The sequence below is a fragment of the Clostridium sp. KLE 1755 genome, assembly GCF_000466465.2.
GTDB lineage: Bacteria > Bacillota > Clostridia > Lachnospirales > Lachnospiraceae > Eisenbergiella > Eisenbergiella porci.
Map to the genome: position 1 here is coordinate 116,033 of NZ_KE992777.1, position 17,428 is coordinate 133,460.

Consider the following 17,428-nt stretch of genomic DNA (forward strand, 5'->3'; position numbering starts at 1 on the left):
CGGAGAATGGTTTCAGCCGGGAAACAGTAAATTGATTGGAATATCAAGAGGAAAAACAATGGCGAATCAGGAATATCAGAAATTGAAGATAGAATGTGATGATCTGGAATGGCTTTATGTGCCTGACGAGGTATATGCGGATTACGACGGCTGCAAACGTTGCCTGCAGCTTTTTATACCCTATCGACAGAAGCTGGCGGCGGAAGAAACCTTTCCGCTGGTTTTATTCATACCCGGTTCCGCGTGGTACCGTCAGGAAGTATATAACAGCCTGCCTGCTTATTCCAGGCTGGCGGAAAGAGGTATAGTTACGGCTATACTTCAGTTTCGGGAGTCAACGATTGCCCCTTTTCCCGCCCAGGTGGAGGACGCGAAGGCGGCGCTCCGGTTTCTGGCGGCAAGGGCAGAGGACTACCATATAGATACGGAACGGATTTTTATTGCCGGAAACTCTTCAGGCGGCCATATTGCCCTGATGACGGCTTTTACAGAAGCGCAGGGGATATTTGATACGCTCCTGTATCAGGAGACTCCCTGTCGGATAAAGGGTGTGATTGCGCAGTCGGCTCCTTCGAATATCATGAAATGTGCCAAAGAGCCTCTGCCGCCCGGATTTCCGGAGAACTTCAGGCCTACCAGGGATCTGCTGGGAGTGAAGGAGGTCCTGGAAAGCCCGGAGCTGGCGGAAGCGGCTTCCTGCGGGAAATATATTTCCGAAGCTGCCAAACTGCCGCCGGTGCTGTTATTTCATGGAATTGATGACGTGCAGGTTTCTGTGGAACACAGCCGGGAGCTGTTTGCGCTGCTTAAAGGAGCCGGGAAGGATGTGGTCTATTACGAACTGGAGGGCGGCGGCCATGGAGGAGCGGTCTTCTGGACAGATCGGATACTTGATATTATGGAGACATTTATAAAAGAGAGACGTTTATAATACAAAGGCGTTTATAAAAGAGATACATTTATAAAACAGCGTCATATATAAAAGCGCGGCGGCTGACAGGAAAAGTATTTGACAGCGGGAATGGAATAAAGTACAATCGACTAAGGTTAGGGGCTGTTTCTTGCTTTTAATCGGCGGCAGGAAGGAAGCGTGGTTTTTATATACCGGCACAACGGACATGCCGGCTGTACGAAAGAGCGGACTTTCGGGGAGGAAGACTGTAATCAGAGGAGCATAGGGCGTCAGGAAAGGTTTCTGCGGAAACACGATAAGCCTATGCGCAGAAGGGAGCAGGCATGAAAAAGAGCAGCATTACGATATTAGGAGGAATACTCTGTATGGCTGCCGTTTTAGCGGCATGCGGAGGAACTGCGGAAACCGGAAACTACACTGCTTTGGAAATCACCTCTTCGGGCAGCGCGGAAACGGTGGAAGAGCTGGAGGCAGAATCGGTTACGGCAACCGGTGAGCCGGAGATAGTGACGATATATTATGGTTCAAGCGTGGGTAAGGAGCTGAGCACCGAGGAGGTAGAGGTTCCGCGGAAAACGCCGGAGACAATCATCGGCGAGCTGCGCAAGAAGAATATTGTATCGGTTGATACCAAGGTAAATGATTTTATAATATCAGAGGATAAGGAAAAGCTTACGCTGGATCTTTCCGCAGGCTTCAGGGACTATCTGAAGACTATGGAGGAAGGAAGCGAAGCCGTTATTATGGCAGCGTTGACGAATTCCTTCCTGGCGGCATATGACGCGCAGGAAATGGTGGTCACGATCAACGGCCAGCGCCTGGAGACGAAGAACCGGGTTTATGAGGAAGGCCTCCGGTTTGTAGATATGCTGGATTAATAATTTCCATAAAAATGTAATATGGACAAAAAGGGCTGCATTTCTGAATTCAGAAATGCAGCCTTCTTCTTACTGCGCCGCGCAGCCGTTTTCTGGAAAGCATGGTTATCAGCGCCACAATAATGATTGCACAGGCGGTGAGGACGACGGCGGACCAGGTGAGCAGAAACGGCCTGGAAAGGAACCGGCGGATCAACAGTTCAATGGAAATACACAGGACCGCGATTTCCGAGAACACATAGAGCGCCGATGCCAGGAAGGAAGAGGAAACCTTTCTGCACAGGGCGGCCAGCAGGATGGCCAGCACCGTGACCACCGCAGTGATGGGCAGGGCCAGCTGGTAGAACCAGCGGGAGCTGGGAGTGTTAAAGGTGATCAGGTATTCGTAAAGTCCGATGGAAAGCCCGTCAAACAACAGGGAAACATAAATGGGAAGCTTGGTATAGATAAAAACAGGAATGGCCACTACCCAGAGGATAATGCATATCCCAATCACATACAAAGACCAGGCGCTGCTGTTGAACACCAGCAGGTTCAGAAGCCCGCAGGCGGCTCCGGCAGCGATGAGTACCAGAGAGTAGAGAATGGCCACATCCTTGTTTTTTACCGTTTCCACCTGACCGTTTTCCTTTGGAAAAGGGGGCACGGAGTGGGTATAGGTTATTTCATTCGGATTGATTACCGGCGTATTGCAGAGCGGACAGCGTTCCAGGGTATCGTCCAGTTTTACGCCGCAGTTTACACAATATGACATATTAAACTCCATTCCGCTGTAAGGATACAGCTTTTTTACTGTGGGAAATGATATCTGCCGGAAGGACCTGCCGGGGTGCCGGCTGTTTGCGGCTCCGGCTTTTCTTTTTATAAAGGGAGGAAAAATTACTCATCGTCAAAGGTACGGTTGCTTTCGATTTTTACATGGATGCCGTCCTCCACCAGCTTACGGAAAAAATGGCGTTCCACATCGGCCTCCATGATACAGCTGGCAAAGTTGATGGTCAGCGTATCGTCAAAGCTGATGACGGCGCAATTGGTGCGGGAGGAAAAGGGCTGGCCCATGTAAATGTCAAACCGGTCGATGTAAGGCTTCATGTCCTCGGGAACCTTCATGGCTCCCATATTGGTCAGGCCGGCCGAGGAATTTTTATCCTGCACCTTCCTGTAAAATGTCCTGACCACAATGTCCTTCAGGAAGAGGGGCACCACGCGGATAAAAGGGTTGCGGGTGGTGGCGGCGTTTGTGGTGATGTCGCCGCGAAGGAATTTTTCGTTGATATAATAGCGCATGTAATTGTGCACCTGGGCAACGATTTCTTCAAAGGTGTAATTACCCAGCCTGGGATCAATGGAGGGGTAAACCATGGTGATAAAGTTACGCAGCGTCTTGGACGGAAAAAAACGCCTCAGGTTCACCGGCATGGCGATTCTCACCGGATACAGCTTGAGATGAAAATCCATGTTCTGCTTGTTGAGCAGGGCGTACAGCAGCACGGAATTCAGATATTCGGTTATGGTGGCGTTGTACCTTGCGGCTACGGCGGCTACCTCCTTTACGGACATAATGCCGTCAATGATGTTGAAGGTATGGAACGGTTCCTTGGTGCCGCGCACCCGGTAGGTCTTCTCCGCGGGCCTGGGCGGACAGTAAAGAGCGTTTGCATAGCGCATGTAGGCGTCCTCCAGCTCTTCCGGATCGGGGGCTTCGTTTACATCCAGCACAAAATAGCCGTTGGATATTTCAGCGCCCAGGAGCCGCAGATATACGGCGGTAATTGTCTGCAGCACGCACATGCCTCCGGTACCGTCGCCGAGGCAGTGGTGGCATTCCAGGGAAATCCTTTTCCCATAATAATAAACGCGCAGCAGATAACGGCCGCCTGATTTAAAGTGCATGGGCATACAGGGGTTGTGGATATCCGGCCTGACAAAAGGGCCGGGGCGGTTGTTCGGCTCCAGATAACGCCAGAAAAGTCCCTTGTGGATACATACCTTATAGGTGGGGAAGCGTTTCAGCGCGATATCCACCGCCTGCTGAAGCACTTCCGGCCGGATATCCTCCTTGAGGAGGACGGACAGCCTGTATACGGACGAAAAATCCCGTCTCTGCAGAGTGGGATATACGATGGCGGACAGATCCAGCCGGTACCAGTCCCTGGGGCTGACGGCCGGTTTGACGCCATCCTTTTTTATATGGAAACGAGATGTCATCGGTTTCATTCCTTTCCCGGTTCTGATTGGCATAAAGTCAGTAAAGAATGTCTGTTGTAACTGTGAGGGATACTGAACAGCTACTGTTTGTTTTTATTTATAACGGAGAAGTGTTTCCCTTCCTACAGTCTGTGCGGTTGGGCATGGCGCTGCATAATGCGGATTTCCCATGCAGAAGGCCCTGCCGAAACGCGGCCGCTTTCTAAATACTATTATAGAATCATTCCCGTCTTTATGCAAGAAATACACATTTTATGCAGCGGCGGGGAATAAGAAAACCTGTGCCGTAAACCCTTTACGTGATTTTCTTTCTATGATAGGATGAAGACAGGCAACCAGGACAAAAGCAAACCATGCTGTGGATACGGCGGAATGAGAGGAAATATGGCACTTTTTGATAAATCCATAAATGCACTGAAAAAGAACAAAGAGCAGGAGCAGAACCAGAGCCTGATGAAGCTGATTAAAAGGGTGCACAGCGTGGTAGAAAATACGGATATTGAGAAACACCGCCAGTCCCAGGATTATTTCGGCGCGCTGCTGGGCAACAGTAAGGAAATGGACATCACCTCCGTGGATGTGGAGGGGATGCACGGCGAATGGGTGCGGGTCAACCGGGTGCACATGAAAAAGTACGTAATCCTGTATTGTCACGGCGGCGGTTATTCCACGGGAAGCTGTGTTTATGCAAGGACGCTGACCACGAAGCTGGCGTGCTCCACCTCCATGGATGTTTTCTGCTTTGACTACCGCCTTGCCCCGGAATATCCTTATCCGGCGGCGATGGAGGATGCCATGAAAGCATGGAATTACCTGATGGTTCTGGGCTACGGCGCCAGGGACGTAATCGTCATCGGGGATTCCGCAGGAGGAAATATGGCGCTTTCCCTGGTGGTTAAGCTGAAGGAGGAGGAGCGTCTTCTGCCAAGAGGGCTTGTGCTGCTGTCCCCCTGGACGGATCTGACCGCGTCAGGAAAAACCCATGAGACGAGAGCGGAGGTGGATCCGGTTCTGGATGAGGAATACCTGAGGCAGATGACCGAGAACTACGCTGCCGGGCAGGACTATGAAAATCCGCTGATTTCACCGCTTTTTGCGGATGTGACGGATTTTCCCCCAACCTATATCCAGGTGGGTGACAATGAGGTGCTCCTGAGCGATGCCACCATGCTGCACAAGAAAATGATTAAAGCCAACGTACCGGCCCGGCTGGATGTTTATAAGGGCATGTGGCATGTATTTCAGATGTCCCCCTTTAAAACGGCATATGAGGCCATGGACAAGTGTGCGGAGTTTATATTTGATATCTGCCGCTGAGGCGCGGCGGGAACCGGAAGCCGGCAGCTGCGAAACAGGCAGCTGCCAGTTGAAATGATTGGAGAAAAAATTATGGAATATACGATACGGCCGGCAGAGCCGCGGGATGCCGGGGATATCAGCGCGTTAAGACGGATGCCCGGCGTTTTTGAGACAATTCTGGGAAATCCCGGGGAAAGCAGGAAAAAGACGGAGGACATGCTCGCGGGGCTGGGACCGAACGATTTTATGTTTGTTGCGGTAGCCTGCGATGATGCAGGCGGGGAAAGGGTGATTGGCTCTATCAGCCTGAAGGTAAACGCCAACCCAAGAACCCGCCACGCGGCAGGAATCGGCCTGATGGTCCGCCGGGATTTCCAGAATCAGGGGATTGGCCGGGCGATGCTGGAAAAGGTTCTGGATCTGGCGGATAACTGGCTGATGTTGATAAGGCTGGAGCTGACGGTCTTTGCGGATAACGAGAGAGCAGTGCATCTGTATGAGTCCCTGGGCTTTGAACGTGAGGGCATCCGCCGGAAGGCGGCTGTCAGGAACGGGGTTTATATGGACGAAATCGCCATGGCGCGTATCCGGGAATAGGAGTGCCGGGGGGAGCCGGGAAGGAAATGGAATATCATGGGAATTTTGCATAAAACAGCCCAATACAGGGCCTATAAGGAGGGTGTGGTGCATACCACACTGAATCCGAAGGGGCCGGGAGCGGTGCGGATACATCTGATTCCGCCCAAATGGCGTCCTTTTTCGGATGCGCCCTATGTGATGATATTAAACGGCTATTATATCCTTCCGCTGGGCTATTCCTGGGCGATTCTCCTCAGGAATTTTATCCGTGAGGTAAACGTTTTTGACGGGCGGCCGATTAATGAGGCGCAGATGAAGCAGGTTATGGATAAGGCAGTGTCCCGGACGAAAAGGGTTTATTATGTAAAAACGCAGGAGCTGCAGGAGGATCTTCAGGAGATGCTGGACCTGCTTTACGGTGTGGCGCGGGGAGGGGAGCCGTCAGGCAATATCGGGCCTCTTTCCCTCCGGGAATATGCGGCGAATATGACGGCGCCGCATCGGATGGATCTTATGGTAAGCTCCATGCTCGACAGGGAAGGAAAATGGAACTGCAGCCTGAAATGCCGGCACTGCTATGCGGCGGGACAGGCAGCGGCAGGCACAGAGGAGCTGTCCGCCCAGGAATGGTTTGAAATCATCGACCGGTGCCGCAGAGCCGGAATCTGCCAGCTTACTTTTACCGGAGGGGAGCCGACCATGCGGGAGGATCTGCCGGAGTTGGTGGAGCATGCGCGCTGGTTCGTCACCCGCCTGAATACAAATGGGGCCAGGCTTACGGGGGAGCTGTGCAGAAAGCTCTATGACGCCAGCCTGGACAGCGTGCAGATCACCCTTTATTCTGAAAATGCGGAAATACATAACCATTTGACCGGGGCGGATCTGCCCGATACGGAAGGAAGCTTTAAGAAAACGGTTCTGGGACTGCGCAATGCTCTGGAGGCCGGGCTGAATGTGAGCGTCAATACGCCCCTGTGCAGGGAAAACAGGGAGTATATCAGGACGCTGGCTTTTTTGTATCAAAACGGCGTCCGGTATGTGACCTGTTCAGGACTCATCGAAACGGGCAAGGCTATGGCGGAAGCCTCCCTGTCCTCCCAGCTGACCGTGGAGGAGATGAATGCGCTTCTGCGGGAGGCCATGGCTTTTTGTTCCCAGCATGGGATGGAGCTGAGCTTTACCTCGCCCGGCCGGGCTGATCCGGCGGTGCTTAAGGAGCTTGGGCTGGCGGTGCCCATGTGCGGCGCCTGTCTTTCCAATATGGCGGTGGCTCCGGACGGCAGCGTCGTTCCCTGCCAGAGCTGGCTGAGCGGCAGCGCGCCTTTGGGAAATATGCTGACGGACAGCTGGAAGCGTATCTGGAATCATCCTGCCTGCCGCGCCATACGCGGAATGGAGGAAGAAGACTCTTTGTCCTGCCCTCTGAGAATTTCGAAAACGGAGCCGGAAAAGGAGGCTGATTAAGGATGGACGGGAAAACTCCGGAAACAGGGGAAAAGAAGAAAAGCCTGTTGATTTTCAGCTGTATATGTGCGGTGGGAATCTGTGTGTTGATTGCCTATATCGTAAATATTCTCACGCCTCTGGACAGAATCCTGGATTATCGCGTCCAGGTAAAGGCACAGGAGGACGGCGCTCTGGAAATTACCTATCAGTACCGGTGGAAGGTCCTTAATGACAGCAAGGAGGGGCCTCTTACCTGGGTCAGCCTGGGAATTCCCAATTCCAGATATGAGCTGCTGGGCTATACCGGTGCGATCAGCGGGCTGAAAAATGGATTTTACGGGGACGGATTGATTAAGTTTGAACTGGACAGGGCCTATAAAAAGGGTGAGGTGGCGGAGTTTGGCTTCACCATCCGCCAGGAGGATATGCTTTGCAGAAATAAAAGGGACGGCGGCCTGCCTTTTTATGATTTTATGCCAGGATGGTTTAATGAGATTGCGGTGGAACATTATCTTTTTGTCTGGGAGGACGGAACCTATGTGATGGAAACCAATGCGGACAGAAAGGAAGGCGGCTTCTACGTCTGGGAGGGTGGGTTAAAAGAAGGGGAGCGCCGGCATATGAAGGTTTATTGCGACAAGGAGACATTCCGGGATGCCAATATGGTGGAATGGGCGCCGGTGTCGGACAGCCCCGGGGAAAAGAAATCCCTGGATCCCGCCGCAATTATTTTCATTCTCCTGTGTACAGGCTACATAGGCTATCAGGCGGCCTGGGGAAAGGACTGGTATGCCAACGGCCGGGGATTCTGGGGCCGGGGAAGGCGTCCCGGTGGACATGGCGGACATGGCGGATGCGCCTGTGCCTGTGCGGGGTGTGCCTGTGCCTGCGCCTGTGCAGGAGGCGGAAGAGCGGGCTGCAGTAAAAAGGATTTTTATTATACGGCGGAAGAACCTTCTCTGACCGAAGGGGGAACGCATTTCTTACGGCAAAACATGGAGGGGTTAAAATGACTTTGGGTGAGGTATGCCTGCTGACGGATGACGTGGTAAGGCTGGCGGATTTTTACAAAATGCTTCTGGGCGTGGATAACGGGAGCGAGGACACGGTTCATCAGACCATTCTTTCCAGGGAAACCATGCTTACGGTTTACAATGACGGGGAAAGCCGGGAGAATGGCGTACAGAAGATGAGCCTGGCTTTTACCTCGGATGATGTGGACCGGGAATATGCCAGGCTTGTAAAGCAGGGAGTGAGGATTCTGGAAAAACCGGAGACACGGCCATGGGGCGCAAGAAACATGAGTTTCTATGATCCGGATGGAAATGTGGTATATATAAGAAGCCTTCCACCTGAGGCGACGTGAAAGGAAAGAGAGAAGGAATGAGGGCGGAGGAAATTTTGCGAAAGCACGGGCTTTCGGCTGACGGTTTGCAGCAGTCAAAGTCCGGGTTTACCAATGCGCTTTTTCTCACAGAAGACGCAGTGGTCAAAATATTTACGGAGCCGGGAGGCGCAGGCTTTCAAAAGGAATCCTGGTTCTATGGGAACATTGCCCCCTCCTATGCGCCGAAGCTGCTGGGGGCCGGGGAGGATTACCTGGTTCTGGAACGGATAAAAGGAGAAGGTCTGTTTCGCGCATGGAGGCATATGACGGATGCGAAGAGGGAGGATACGGTCCGCTGCATTGCGGAAATCAACAGGGAACTGAACCGGACTGCGCTCCCGGAAGGGATGCCCTTGTTTGACCCCTGCAGAAACTGGGGGAAAAAGCTTCTTGGGAGGATGGAGACGGCGTTGGGGAAGCTCCGCTTAAATCAGGGCGTTCCGGAGGAGCTGGGAAGGCGGGCTGCGGAATTTATCAGGGCGAATGCAGGACTTTTGCAGGAGGAAGCATTGTCCCTTGTAAATCCGGATCTTCATTTTGACAACCTGATTGTTGCAGAAGACGGAAAGCTGTTTATGATAGATTTTGAAATGCTGGAGGCGGCGCCTGTGGATTATGCGGTGCATGTGTGGAACCGGATGGAAATCCATCCTTTTAACTATGCCAATGAGGAGGACGATCCTCTGACGCTGCCGGAGGATTACCGTTTTCTGATGACCTGGGTAAGGAAATATGCGCCCGAGCTGTTCGCTTATCCCAAGAGCGATGTTCGGATTGCCATGTATTCCCTGGTATATGAGCTGGAGCTGCTGTGTGATTTTCCAAAGGCCGTCAATCCGGTGGAAAGGATTGGAAAATACCTGGAAGGTGCATGCGGATAGGGCGACAGGGCGCGGGCTGGGTTGGCTGCGGAAAAATGAAGCCGGGGCCGTCCGGAAAAATGGGAGGATACGGGGGATTGGAAAAGAAGGAGCTGAAAACAGAAAGAGGGAGCGTGTTTTACTGGATTGAAAAAAATGCGGCGCCCAGGGCAAAATGCATCGTATTCACCCATGGGCTGACCGCCAATCATTCCATGTTTGAAAAGCAGGTGGAATATTTTCGAAGCGCCTGTACCCTGATTACCTGGGATGTCCCGCTGCATGGCATTTCCCGGCCATACCGGGATTTTTCCTATGGGCATTGTGCGCAGGATCTGAATGAGATACTGGAGCGTGAGGGAATAGGGAAAGCGGTTCTGGTGGGCATGTCTATGGACGGCTATCCCAGCCAGGAATTTGCCTGCAGATATCCTGAAAAAACGGAGGGGTTTATCGCGTTGGACACCACGGCCTTCGGCACCGGTTATTATTCAAAATCGGATATCTGGTGGCTGAAGCAGGCGGCGCCGATGGCAAAATGGTTCCCTGAGGGCCTGCTCAGAAGCAGCATGGCAAAATCCGTCTCCAGGACGGCCTATTCCCGGAATAAAATGCTGGAAATGCTGCGGCCCCTGACAAAGGCGCAGATAATAGAGCAGATGGATATCGCCTACGGAAAATTTCTGGATGAAAATAAAGACATGAGGTTTTCCTGTCCGGTGCTCATCCTGGCAGGGGAATATGACACCACGGGTAAGGTGAAGGCCTATTGTAGAGCCTGGGCGGAAAAGACAGGCTATCCGCTGCATATGATTGCGGATGCGGCGCATTTTTCCAATGGGGACAACGCAGGGCAGGTGAACGCGGAGATAGAAGGGTTTATAAAACAGCTATAGGCAGCAGGACGAGACAAAGGCGTGAAGTAAGGAAGAAACGGGGGAAGGGAAATGCCATATATTGATTTGGGAGAATTGCAGTTATTTTATGAAGAGATAGGATATGGGGAGCCGGTGCTGTTTCTGCACAGCGGCTACAGCAGGGGGATTCTGGCCTTCAGCGGACAGCTCCAGCCTTTTTATGCGGCGGGATACCGCTGCTTTTATCCGGATTTCAGGGGGCATGGCAGGACCATGTGCGAAAGTCTGGAATGGGATTCTGCGGTGATAGCGGAGGATATGATACGGTTTCTTGACCGTTGCGGAATTGAGCGGATACATCTTATCGGGTACAGCACGGGCGGCGGTGTCGCCTACTATATGGCGGCCCGGCATCCGGAGCGGATAAAAACAGTAACTGCTATTGGAAACGGCGGCGTAGTTGACGATGTGGGAGCGGAGGATTTTGAGCCGGAGGCGTTGGAGGAAAGGGGACAGACCGATTTCATTGAAAAGGTGAAATGCCTGCACGCCCAGGCCCATAGGGGCAACTGGCAGGAGTACTGCAGGCAGGAGGTGAAGGACTGGCGCCTGCATCCTTCGCTGACGGACGAAGAGTGGGGGCGTATTACCATGCCTATGTTACTTATTGCCGGAGAAAACGATGGCTTTGCCACAAAACGGAATCTGGAGGCAATCCGGACACACTGTCCCCAGGCTGAGATAATGATTGTGGAGGGCTGCGGGCACAGGCCGCATATGCCTATGGAAAAAGCGATAGAGGTTAATAACAGGATATTTGATTTCCTGGGCAGGGCGAAGGAAGGGTGAACAGTTCAGCCGTCTGGACTGTTATTGGAAGAGGGACGGCCTGGTTCTACCCTTCCTCAGGATAGGGAACCATAATTTTCTTCGCTTCCGTCAGCCCGCCGCTTATCATGAAGTCGCGTACAAACTGCAGGATATGGCAGTAGCAAAGGGAGAGCTGTCTGGAAAAGCCCTCCGCGTCGTTCTGCTGCAGGAGGTGAAAGGCCTCCGCGGCAAGCTGATGCAGCGGCGTACTGCTTTCGGTCCCTTTTTCAAAAAAGGCGAAATAATATCCCCAAAGCAGTAGCTGGTCCGTTTCAGACAGGATGCTTTTCAGCGGCCGCAGGGTGAGGTTATCCATGATACAGCGGAAAATACAGGCCAGTGGGTTGCTGCCGGGCAGGGATATTTCCCGGCCAAGCTGTGCCTGCACTTCCCGGTTCAGCCGGGGGAAGGCGAGGCGTGCCGCGGGGCGGACGGCAATGGTCATGAACTGTGCGGCGCTTAAATATAGTAAGGTGTCTCGGCGGTAGGAAGGGTTTTTTATGCACTGAAAGGCGGTTTCGTTATCCTGAAGGCATATTACGGTGCCCTTTCCGTTTTCCGTACGGGCAAAGCCCAGGTCATTCAGCGTGGAAAGCGCCTTTCGCACCGTGGAAAGGGACACCCGGCAGCTTTTTGACAGGGCGGCTTCGGAGGGGAGGCGTGTCCCGGGCGGACAGGCTCCGGTGCCGATTTTATCTATGAGCGCCCGAACAAGCTGCATGTAAAAATGATCGCGTCCCATTTGTGCCTGCCAGGTATAGACGGCTTCAGGCTCATCGGGGATATCCGGGAAACGGGAAGAAAGGCTGTCCAGATAAAGGCGCACAAGGACCGTGGCATGGCTGTAAAGCTCCCGAAAGACGGATGCGACATCCTCCTGCCGGCCGCTCTCCAGGATTAAAGGGAGCGATGAAAGGATTTTATAGTCATTTGAACTGATTTTGTATGCGGGGAACTGTTCCTTCATCAGAATCAGGGGAACCCGGGTATAAACCTCAAGACTTGCATAAAGGTCGTTCAAAAGCAGGCTTCCGGTTTCCTTCAGCAAATCATGGAAAAAAACAGAAGGGATTCCCAGATCATCGTTGGGTTTCTTTTTTTTCGCATATTTTTGGAAAAGGCTGTAGTGCTCCAGATCCCTGAGGCTGTGCGGCTCACCTGTACAACAGTGAACTGCAGAAAAGGTGAGCAGGGCGGGTATCAGCAGCTCCATTGTTTCATAAACCTCGATAAGGGAGGATTTCCGCTGCAGAACGAAACGCAGAGCGGTATTTTCTTCCGGGGAATCCGGCTGGCGATAGATGACGACCGCGGTTTTGCGTTCCTCCGTATGGATCAGGCCCTCGCCGCGGAGTGCGTCCAGAACATCCCTGGCCGTGCGCCGTCCCACATGATAGGTCTCGCACAGCCGGCTCAGGGAGGGAAGCGGGCTGCCGTACTGACGGCAGCCGGAAAGAATCTGCTGTTTTAAACTGTCATATAAAAAATAGAATAAAGTTTTCTTCTCCTGCATGTTTTCTCCTGGCACATGGTTATATTGATAGCATACCATAAAGTTTTTTCTCAAGCTATATGCAAACGTACACAGATTCATTATTGCCGATGGTTACATTTGCTATTAAAATATAGAAAAATAGGCGTATTTTGACATGTTCCTGTGTTGTAACGGAGAAAAAGGAGTTTTTTATTTAGATGAAAAACGAAAAAAACGCCGGAAGGCCGGCGACATACGTCATGAAAAGGAAAACGGGAATTCAGTTTTTGATACTGGCTGTTCTTATTGGGGTAATTGCGGCAGCAACTGTGGGCAGCGCAGTGGGATTACATGCGGCAATGGACAGAAGCACGCAGTCCTATGTAAAGGATGTGGCGGCGCAGCTGGCGGCAGATATTGATGGGCGGCTGAAAAACAACAGCGATGAACTGGAATTGGTTGGAGACAGCCTGATACGGATGCAAGATCGGGGAAATGAGGCAGTGAGGGATTATCTGCAGAGAAAATCAGCCATCCTGGATCTTGATTTCATGGCGGTCATCGGTATGGATGGAACAGCGGTTTCAACTTCGGAAGCTGTGGAAAATCTGCGGGAGCTGCCGGGAATCAGGGATTCCCTTGCAGGCAGAAGAGGTGTTTCCTTTCTGGACGGTCAGACAATAGTGTACTCTGTTCCTCTCTATGAGGGCGAAAAGGTGGTCGGGGCGCTGGCCGGTTCCCGGGGAAAAGAAAATATGCAGAGGATGATACAGGCTGAAAGCTTCGGCGGCCAGGGGCTCACCTGTATTGCGGATGAGGGCGGGAAAGTCATTATCTCTCCTACGGAGCTGGAGCCTTTTCTGCAGCTGGATGATATTTTCAAAAAAGAGTCGGAAGGTGAAACGGCGCAGAAAATTTATCAGATGCAGGAAAATATGAAGATAGGCTGCGACGGTGTTTTTTCATTTGTCGCAGTTGACGGGACGCAGCTGGTTCTTTCCTATAACACACTGAAATCTTATGGGTGGGTCCTGCTCACCCTTGTCCCTGCGGATCTCATATCCTATGAGACGGATAAATATATTATGCAGACCTTCTGCATTGTGGCAGGGACAATCGTCTTGTTTCTTTTTTTCCTGCTTTGTCTGCTTTATATTCAGAAAAACAACCGGAAACAACTGGAAAAAATTGCGTTTGTGGACGCGGTGACGGGAGGGATGAGCAGTATGGCTTTCAGGCTCAGGCTGATGGCGCTGCTGGAAAATGCGCCGCCGGACCGGTATACTGTGGTATTTCTCAACATTCGGAATTTTAAGCTGATTAATGAAAGCTTTGGAAGCAGGGCGGGGGACGATACGCTTCGGTATTGCATGCGTGTGCTGGAACGGAATATTTTTCAGGGAGAGCTGGCAGGCAGAGGGGAGGAGGACAGCTACTACCTGTGCCTGAGGGAAAGCAAGGAGTCTGCTGTCAGGGCGCGGCTTGAGGGGATAACGGAGGATATCAATTCTTTTAATAAAAAAAGAGAGGCGGACACGGCTTATTGTCTGGCCTTCCGTCAGGGGGCATATGTGGTTGAGGAGCCGCAGATGGATATTACGATCATCCAGGATCGTGCCAAGACAGCCTGTCTTTGGCAGCAGGATCACACGCTGGGAGAATGTGTATTTTATGACAACAGATTCATGCAGAGCCTGCGTCAGGAGCATGAATTGACCGCATTGTTCCAGGGAGCGCTTGACAGGGGCGAGTTTCTGGTATATCTTCAGCCTAAGGTCAGGCTTTCGGATGGTAAAACGGCAGGCGCTGAAGCGCTGGTGCGCTGGAGGAATCCGCAGAGAGGTATGATTTTTCCCTCGGATTTTATTCCCGTATTCGAGAAAAACGGGAGTATTTGTAAGCTGGACCGTTATATTTTTGAAAAGGTATGTGAGCTTTTGGCGCGTCGGATGCAGGAGGGGAAAGCGATTTTTCCTGTTTCAGTGAATCTGTCGCGGCAGCATTTCAAGGATCCGGATTTCCTGCGGCAGTTTTCTGAGATTGCGGACAAATACCATATCCCGGACGGGATTCTGGAGCTGGAGCTGACGGAATCGATATTTTTTGATGATCAGGGGATTGAATTTGTGGGAAAATGCATCCGCAGAATGCACAGGCTGGGTTTTAAGTGCTCTCTGGACGATTTTGGCTCCGGCTATTCTTCGCTGGGGCTGCTGCGTGAGTTTGATGTGGATACAATCAAGCTGGACAGACGTTTTTTCCTGGATATATCCCAACCAAAAGCAGAGGATGTGCTGATATGCCTGACTGAGCTTGGACGGCGGCTGGGAGTGCAGATTGTGGCGGAGGGAATTGAAACACAGGAACAGATTGCGTTCCTGAAACGTGTCCGCTGCGATATGGTGCAGGGCTATTTTTATTCCAGGCCCCTGCCTGCGGAGGCGTTCTGGGAATGGCTGGAAAAGAGGCGGGAAGGAGAAGGAAACCAATGAAAATACTGGTTCTTGGAGGGACGCGTTTTTTCGGCGTCCATCTGGTGAATGCTTTGCTGGAGGACGGACATGAGGTAACAATTGCAACAAGGGGGCGGACGGCGGATCCCTTCGGCAGCAAGGTGGAACGTATTATTGTGGAGCGGACTGATGGGAACGCTATGAAAGAGGCGTTCCGGGATGTTTGGTTTGATGTGGTTTATGATGATTTGGCATATTGCTCTATGGATGTAAAAACAGCTTTGGACGCCATTCGGTGCGGAAGGTACGTCATGGTGTCTTCGGCTTCGGTATATGAGCTTTGCCCGGATATACAGGAAACGGCTTTCCGGCCGGAACAGAAGGCGCTGCTTTGGTGCAACAGAACGGATGTTACCTATGATGAGGGGAAAAGAAGCGCGGAGTGCGCATCGGTGCATAATTATCCCCGGCAGAATGCGGTTATGGTTCGTTTCCCCTTCGTCATAGGGAAGGATGATTACACGGAACGGCTGTATTTTTATGTGCGGCATACCGTAAAAGGAATTCCCATGTATGTGGATAATCCAGACAGCCAGATGAGCTTTATAGGATCGGAGGATGCCGGGCGTTTCCTGGCATCCCTTGCAGATAAGGCTGTAACCGGGCCGGTGAATGCCTGCTGCGGGGGAACGGTTTCCGTAAGGGAAATTTTAGAATATGTGGGAAATAAGACTGGCGCGGTGCCCCGGCTTGAGGATGGCGGGGAGGTGGCTCCCTATAATGGAGCGGACAGCTACAGCCTGAATACGGAAAAAGCCAGGGAGGCAGGCTGTTCCTGCAGGGAGCTTGGCAGCTGGCTTTATGGATTGTTGGATTGGTATGTGGAGAGGGCGGAGAAGGAAGCGTTAGAAAATGTGAAAATAAATGCAGGTGGATTTCCGCCGGTTTTTTTATGAACAGAGGATGAGGTGTCTTTTTTGCGGGGTGGCAGGTATGATGGAAAAGGAAAGCTGTTCCGGGTTATCCTTCATACGAAAAAGACTGGTTGGGGTTGTCATCCTTTTGTCGTAGGTTGCATTGCTGAAGCGGTGTGAGGAGGGGGAGAGAGGATTTCCTCCTCCTTTTTGATGGAAATATCGAGTGGACGGACAGCGGATAAAAGGTTTGGGAGGTTTTTTATTTATGGAAAAGAAAATTGTAATCAGAGAAAATACGGCAGAGTATATGCAGCAGCTTCGGAGCTGGACGGAAGAGGTGAAGGACACCGGGCTGGAGGAAATGGCTGCTTTTTTCAGGGCGCGTCTGGACGGATATGAGGAACATATGTCTTTGTGGAGCAGTGCATATAAATATATGGGGACATTGGTTACGGAGCATGTGGAGAAGCTTTTGGATTTGGGCTGCGGTACAGGGCTTGAACTGGATGAAATCCTGCAGAAGCGTCCGAAACTGGAGGTGACGGGGATAGATCTGTCGGAGGATATGCTGGGCAGGCTGTCCGCCAAGCATCCGCAGGTACATACGATCAGAGTGGATTACTTCAGATATGATTTCGGTAAGGAAGCTTATGATATGGCTGTTTCCTTTGAATCCCTTCATCATTTTAAACCGGAGAAGAAGCTGGAGCTGTACCGGAAAATATATGATACGCTGAAAAATGGAGGGATTTTCATAGAGGCTGACTATATTGCATGCTGTGAGGACGAGGAAAAACTTCTGATGGAGCTGTGTGATTCGAAGCGGGAAAAAGAGGGGATCGGAGAGGATGTGTTCGTGCATTTTGATACGCCGCTTACGGCAGAGCATGAAATGGAATTGTTGGAAAATGCAGGTTTTTCCCGGGTTGAGATGATTGAATGTATTGATGGGGCGGTGTTTATCAGAGCAGAAAAAGAAATGCTGTGATGAGATGAAAAATGTGTAACGAGGAATGAGAAGTGTACGGCTGATTTGGAAGAAGCAGCGAGGAGGAGAGAAAGGATGCGGCAGTAAGGAAGGGGAGGGGGTGCGAATCGGAAGTGCACATGAATTTACCGGGGGATTCGCACCAGTTTTTTGTAAATAGTAATGGGTTTGGTAAATATATTGTAATTATATAGTGATAAATTTTTAGAGAAGTTGTATAATAGTGTCGTTGAGATAGTGGTTTGAAAATATTTGTTGTATGTTTTTGCTGTCGAGGCTTATGTGGCCTCGTGGATTGA

16 protein-coding genes are annotated in these 17,428 nt (G+C 51.5%); 13 read left to right on the forward strand and 3 right to left on the reverse strand.

Annotated elements, in window-relative coordinates:
• The first annotated feature begins 58 nt into the window (after window positions 1-58).
• Window positions 59-931, forward strand: coding sequence for an alpha/beta hydrolase (locus HMPREF1548_RS26080; RefSeq protein WP_021639793.1), 873 nt, complete (start codon window positions 59-61; stop codon window positions 929-931).
• Window positions 932-1,236: 305 nt separating this feature from the next.
• On the forward strand, window positions 1,237-1,791 hold the full coding sequence (locus tag HMPREF1548_RS26085; RefSeq protein ID WP_021639796.1) for a GerMN domain-containing protein: 555 nt from the start codon (window positions 1,237-1,239) through the stop codon (window positions 1,789-1,791).
• Window positions 1,792-1,840: 49 nt separating this feature from the next.
• On the opposite strand, the gene HMPREF1548_RS26090 is transcribed toward HMPREF1548_RS26085, so the two are convergent.
• Together HMPREF1548_RS26090 and HMPREF1548_RS26095 are read right to left on the reverse strand one after the other, a co-directional pair.
• Window positions 1,841-2,545: a DUF6320 domain-containing protein gene (locus HMPREF1548_RS26090; RefSeq protein ID WP_021639797.1), complete on the reverse strand. Its 705-nt coding sequence runs from the start codon at window positions 2,543-2,545 to the stop codon at window positions 1,841-1,843.
• 125 nt (window positions 2,546-2,670) lie between these two features.
• The gene (locus tag HMPREF1548_RS26095) at window positions 2,671-4,008 is read right to left on the reverse strand and encodes an alcohol acetyltransferase (protein WP_276946438.1); all 1,338 of its coding nucleotides are present in this window, start codon (window positions 4,006-4,008) and stop codon (window positions 2,671-2,673) included.
• A gap of 375 nt (window positions 4,009-4,383) precedes the next feature.
• On the opposite strand from HMPREF1548_RS26095, the gene HMPREF1548_RS26100 reads away from it, so the two are divergent.
• The 8 genes from HMPREF1548_RS26100 (at window position 4,384) to HMPREF1548_RS26135 (ending at window position 11,276) form a co-directional block, all read left to right on the forward strand.
• Window positions 4,384-5,316, forward strand: a complete 933-nt coding sequence (locus HMPREF1548_RS26100; protein WP_051358488.1) for an alpha/beta hydrolase — start codon at window positions 4,384-4,386, stop codon at window positions 5,314-5,316.
• A gap of 72 nt (window positions 5,317-5,388) precedes the next feature.
• Window positions 5,389-5,895, forward strand: a complete 507-nt coding sequence (locus HMPREF1548_RS26105; protein WP_035324121.1) for a GNAT family N-acetyltransferase — start codon at window positions 5,389-5,391, stop codon at window positions 5,893-5,895.
• Window positions 5,896-5,931: 36 nt separating this feature from the next.
• The gene (locus HMPREF1548_RS26110; RefSeq protein WP_021639802.1) at window positions 5,932-7,341 is read left to right on the forward strand and encodes a radical SAM/SPASM domain-containing protein; all 1,410 of its coding nucleotides are present in this window, start codon (window positions 5,932-5,934) and stop codon (window positions 7,339-7,341) included.
• Between the two features lie 2 nt (window positions 7,342-7,343).
• Window positions 7,344-8,336 carry a hypothetical protein gene (locus tag HMPREF1548_RS26115; protein WP_021639803.1) on the forward strand — a complete coding sequence of 331 codons (993 nt, stop codon included), beginning with the start codon at window positions 7,344-7,346 and terminating at the stop codon, window positions 8,334-8,336.
• A complete protein-coding gene (locus tag HMPREF1548_RS26120) occupies window positions 8,333-8,689 on the forward strand; it encodes a VOC family protein (protein ID WP_021639804.1) in 357 nt (118 codons plus the stop codon). The genes HMPREF1548_RS26115 and HMPREF1548_RS26120 overlap by 4 nt, the downstream gene beginning before the upstream one ends.
• Window positions 8,686-9,591 (forward strand): phosphotransferase family protein, encoded by a 906-nt coding sequence (locus tag HMPREF1548_RS26125; RefSeq protein ID WP_021639805.1) that lies wholly within the window; start codon window positions 8,686-8,688, stop codon window positions 9,589-9,591. Before HMPREF1548_RS26120 ends, HMPREF1548_RS26125 begins: the two co-directional genes overlap by 4 nt.
• A 77-nt stretch (window positions 9,592-9,668) precedes the next feature.
• Window positions 9,669-10,466: an alpha/beta fold hydrolase gene (locus HMPREF1548_RS26130; RefSeq protein WP_035324126.1), complete on the forward strand. Its 798-nt coding sequence runs from the start codon at window positions 9,669-9,671 to the stop codon at window positions 10,464-10,466.
• Window positions 10,467-10,517: 51 nt separating this feature from the next.
• Window positions 10,518-11,276: an alpha/beta fold hydrolase gene (locus HMPREF1548_RS26135; protein WP_021639807.1), complete on the forward strand. Its 759-nt coding sequence runs from the start codon at window positions 10,518-10,520 to the stop codon at window positions 11,274-11,276.
• Window positions 11,277-11,322: 46 nt separating this feature from the next.
• Here HMPREF1548_RS26135 and HMPREF1548_RS26140 read toward each other — a convergent pair whose 3' ends face one another.
• Window positions 11,323-12,810 (reverse strand): GntR family transcriptional regulator, encoded by a 1,488-nt coding sequence (locus HMPREF1548_RS26140; RefSeq protein WP_035324032.1) that lies wholly within the window; start codon window positions 12,808-12,810, stop codon window positions 11,323-11,325.
• Between the two features lie 179 nt (window positions 12,811-12,989).
• On the opposite strand from HMPREF1548_RS26140, the gene HMPREF1548_RS26145 reads away from it, so the two are divergent.
• The 3 genes from HMPREF1548_RS26145 (at window position 12,990) to HMPREF1548_RS26155 (ending at window position 17,129) form a co-directional block, all read left to right on the forward strand.
• On the forward strand, window positions 12,990-15,263 hold the full coding sequence (locus HMPREF1548_RS26145; RefSeq protein WP_021639810.1) for a bifunctional diguanylate cyclase/phosphodiesterase: 2,274 nt from the start codon (window positions 12,990-12,992) through the stop codon (window positions 15,261-15,263).
• Window positions 15,260-16,180, forward strand: coding sequence for an NAD-dependent epimerase/dehydratase family protein (locus HMPREF1548_RS26150; RefSeq protein ID WP_021639811.1), 921 nt, complete (start codon window positions 15,260-15,262; stop codon window positions 16,178-16,180). Before HMPREF1548_RS26145 ends, HMPREF1548_RS26150 begins: the two co-directional genes overlap by 4 nt.
• Before the next feature lie 226 nt (window positions 16,181-16,406).
• Window positions 16,407-17,129 carry a class I SAM-dependent methyltransferase gene (locus HMPREF1548_RS26155; RefSeq protein ID WP_051358484.1) on the forward strand — a complete coding sequence of 241 codons (723 nt, stop codon included), beginning with the start codon at window positions 16,407-16,409 and terminating at the stop codon, window positions 17,127-17,129.
• The last annotated feature ends 299 nt before the right edge of the window (window positions 17,130-17,428 follow it).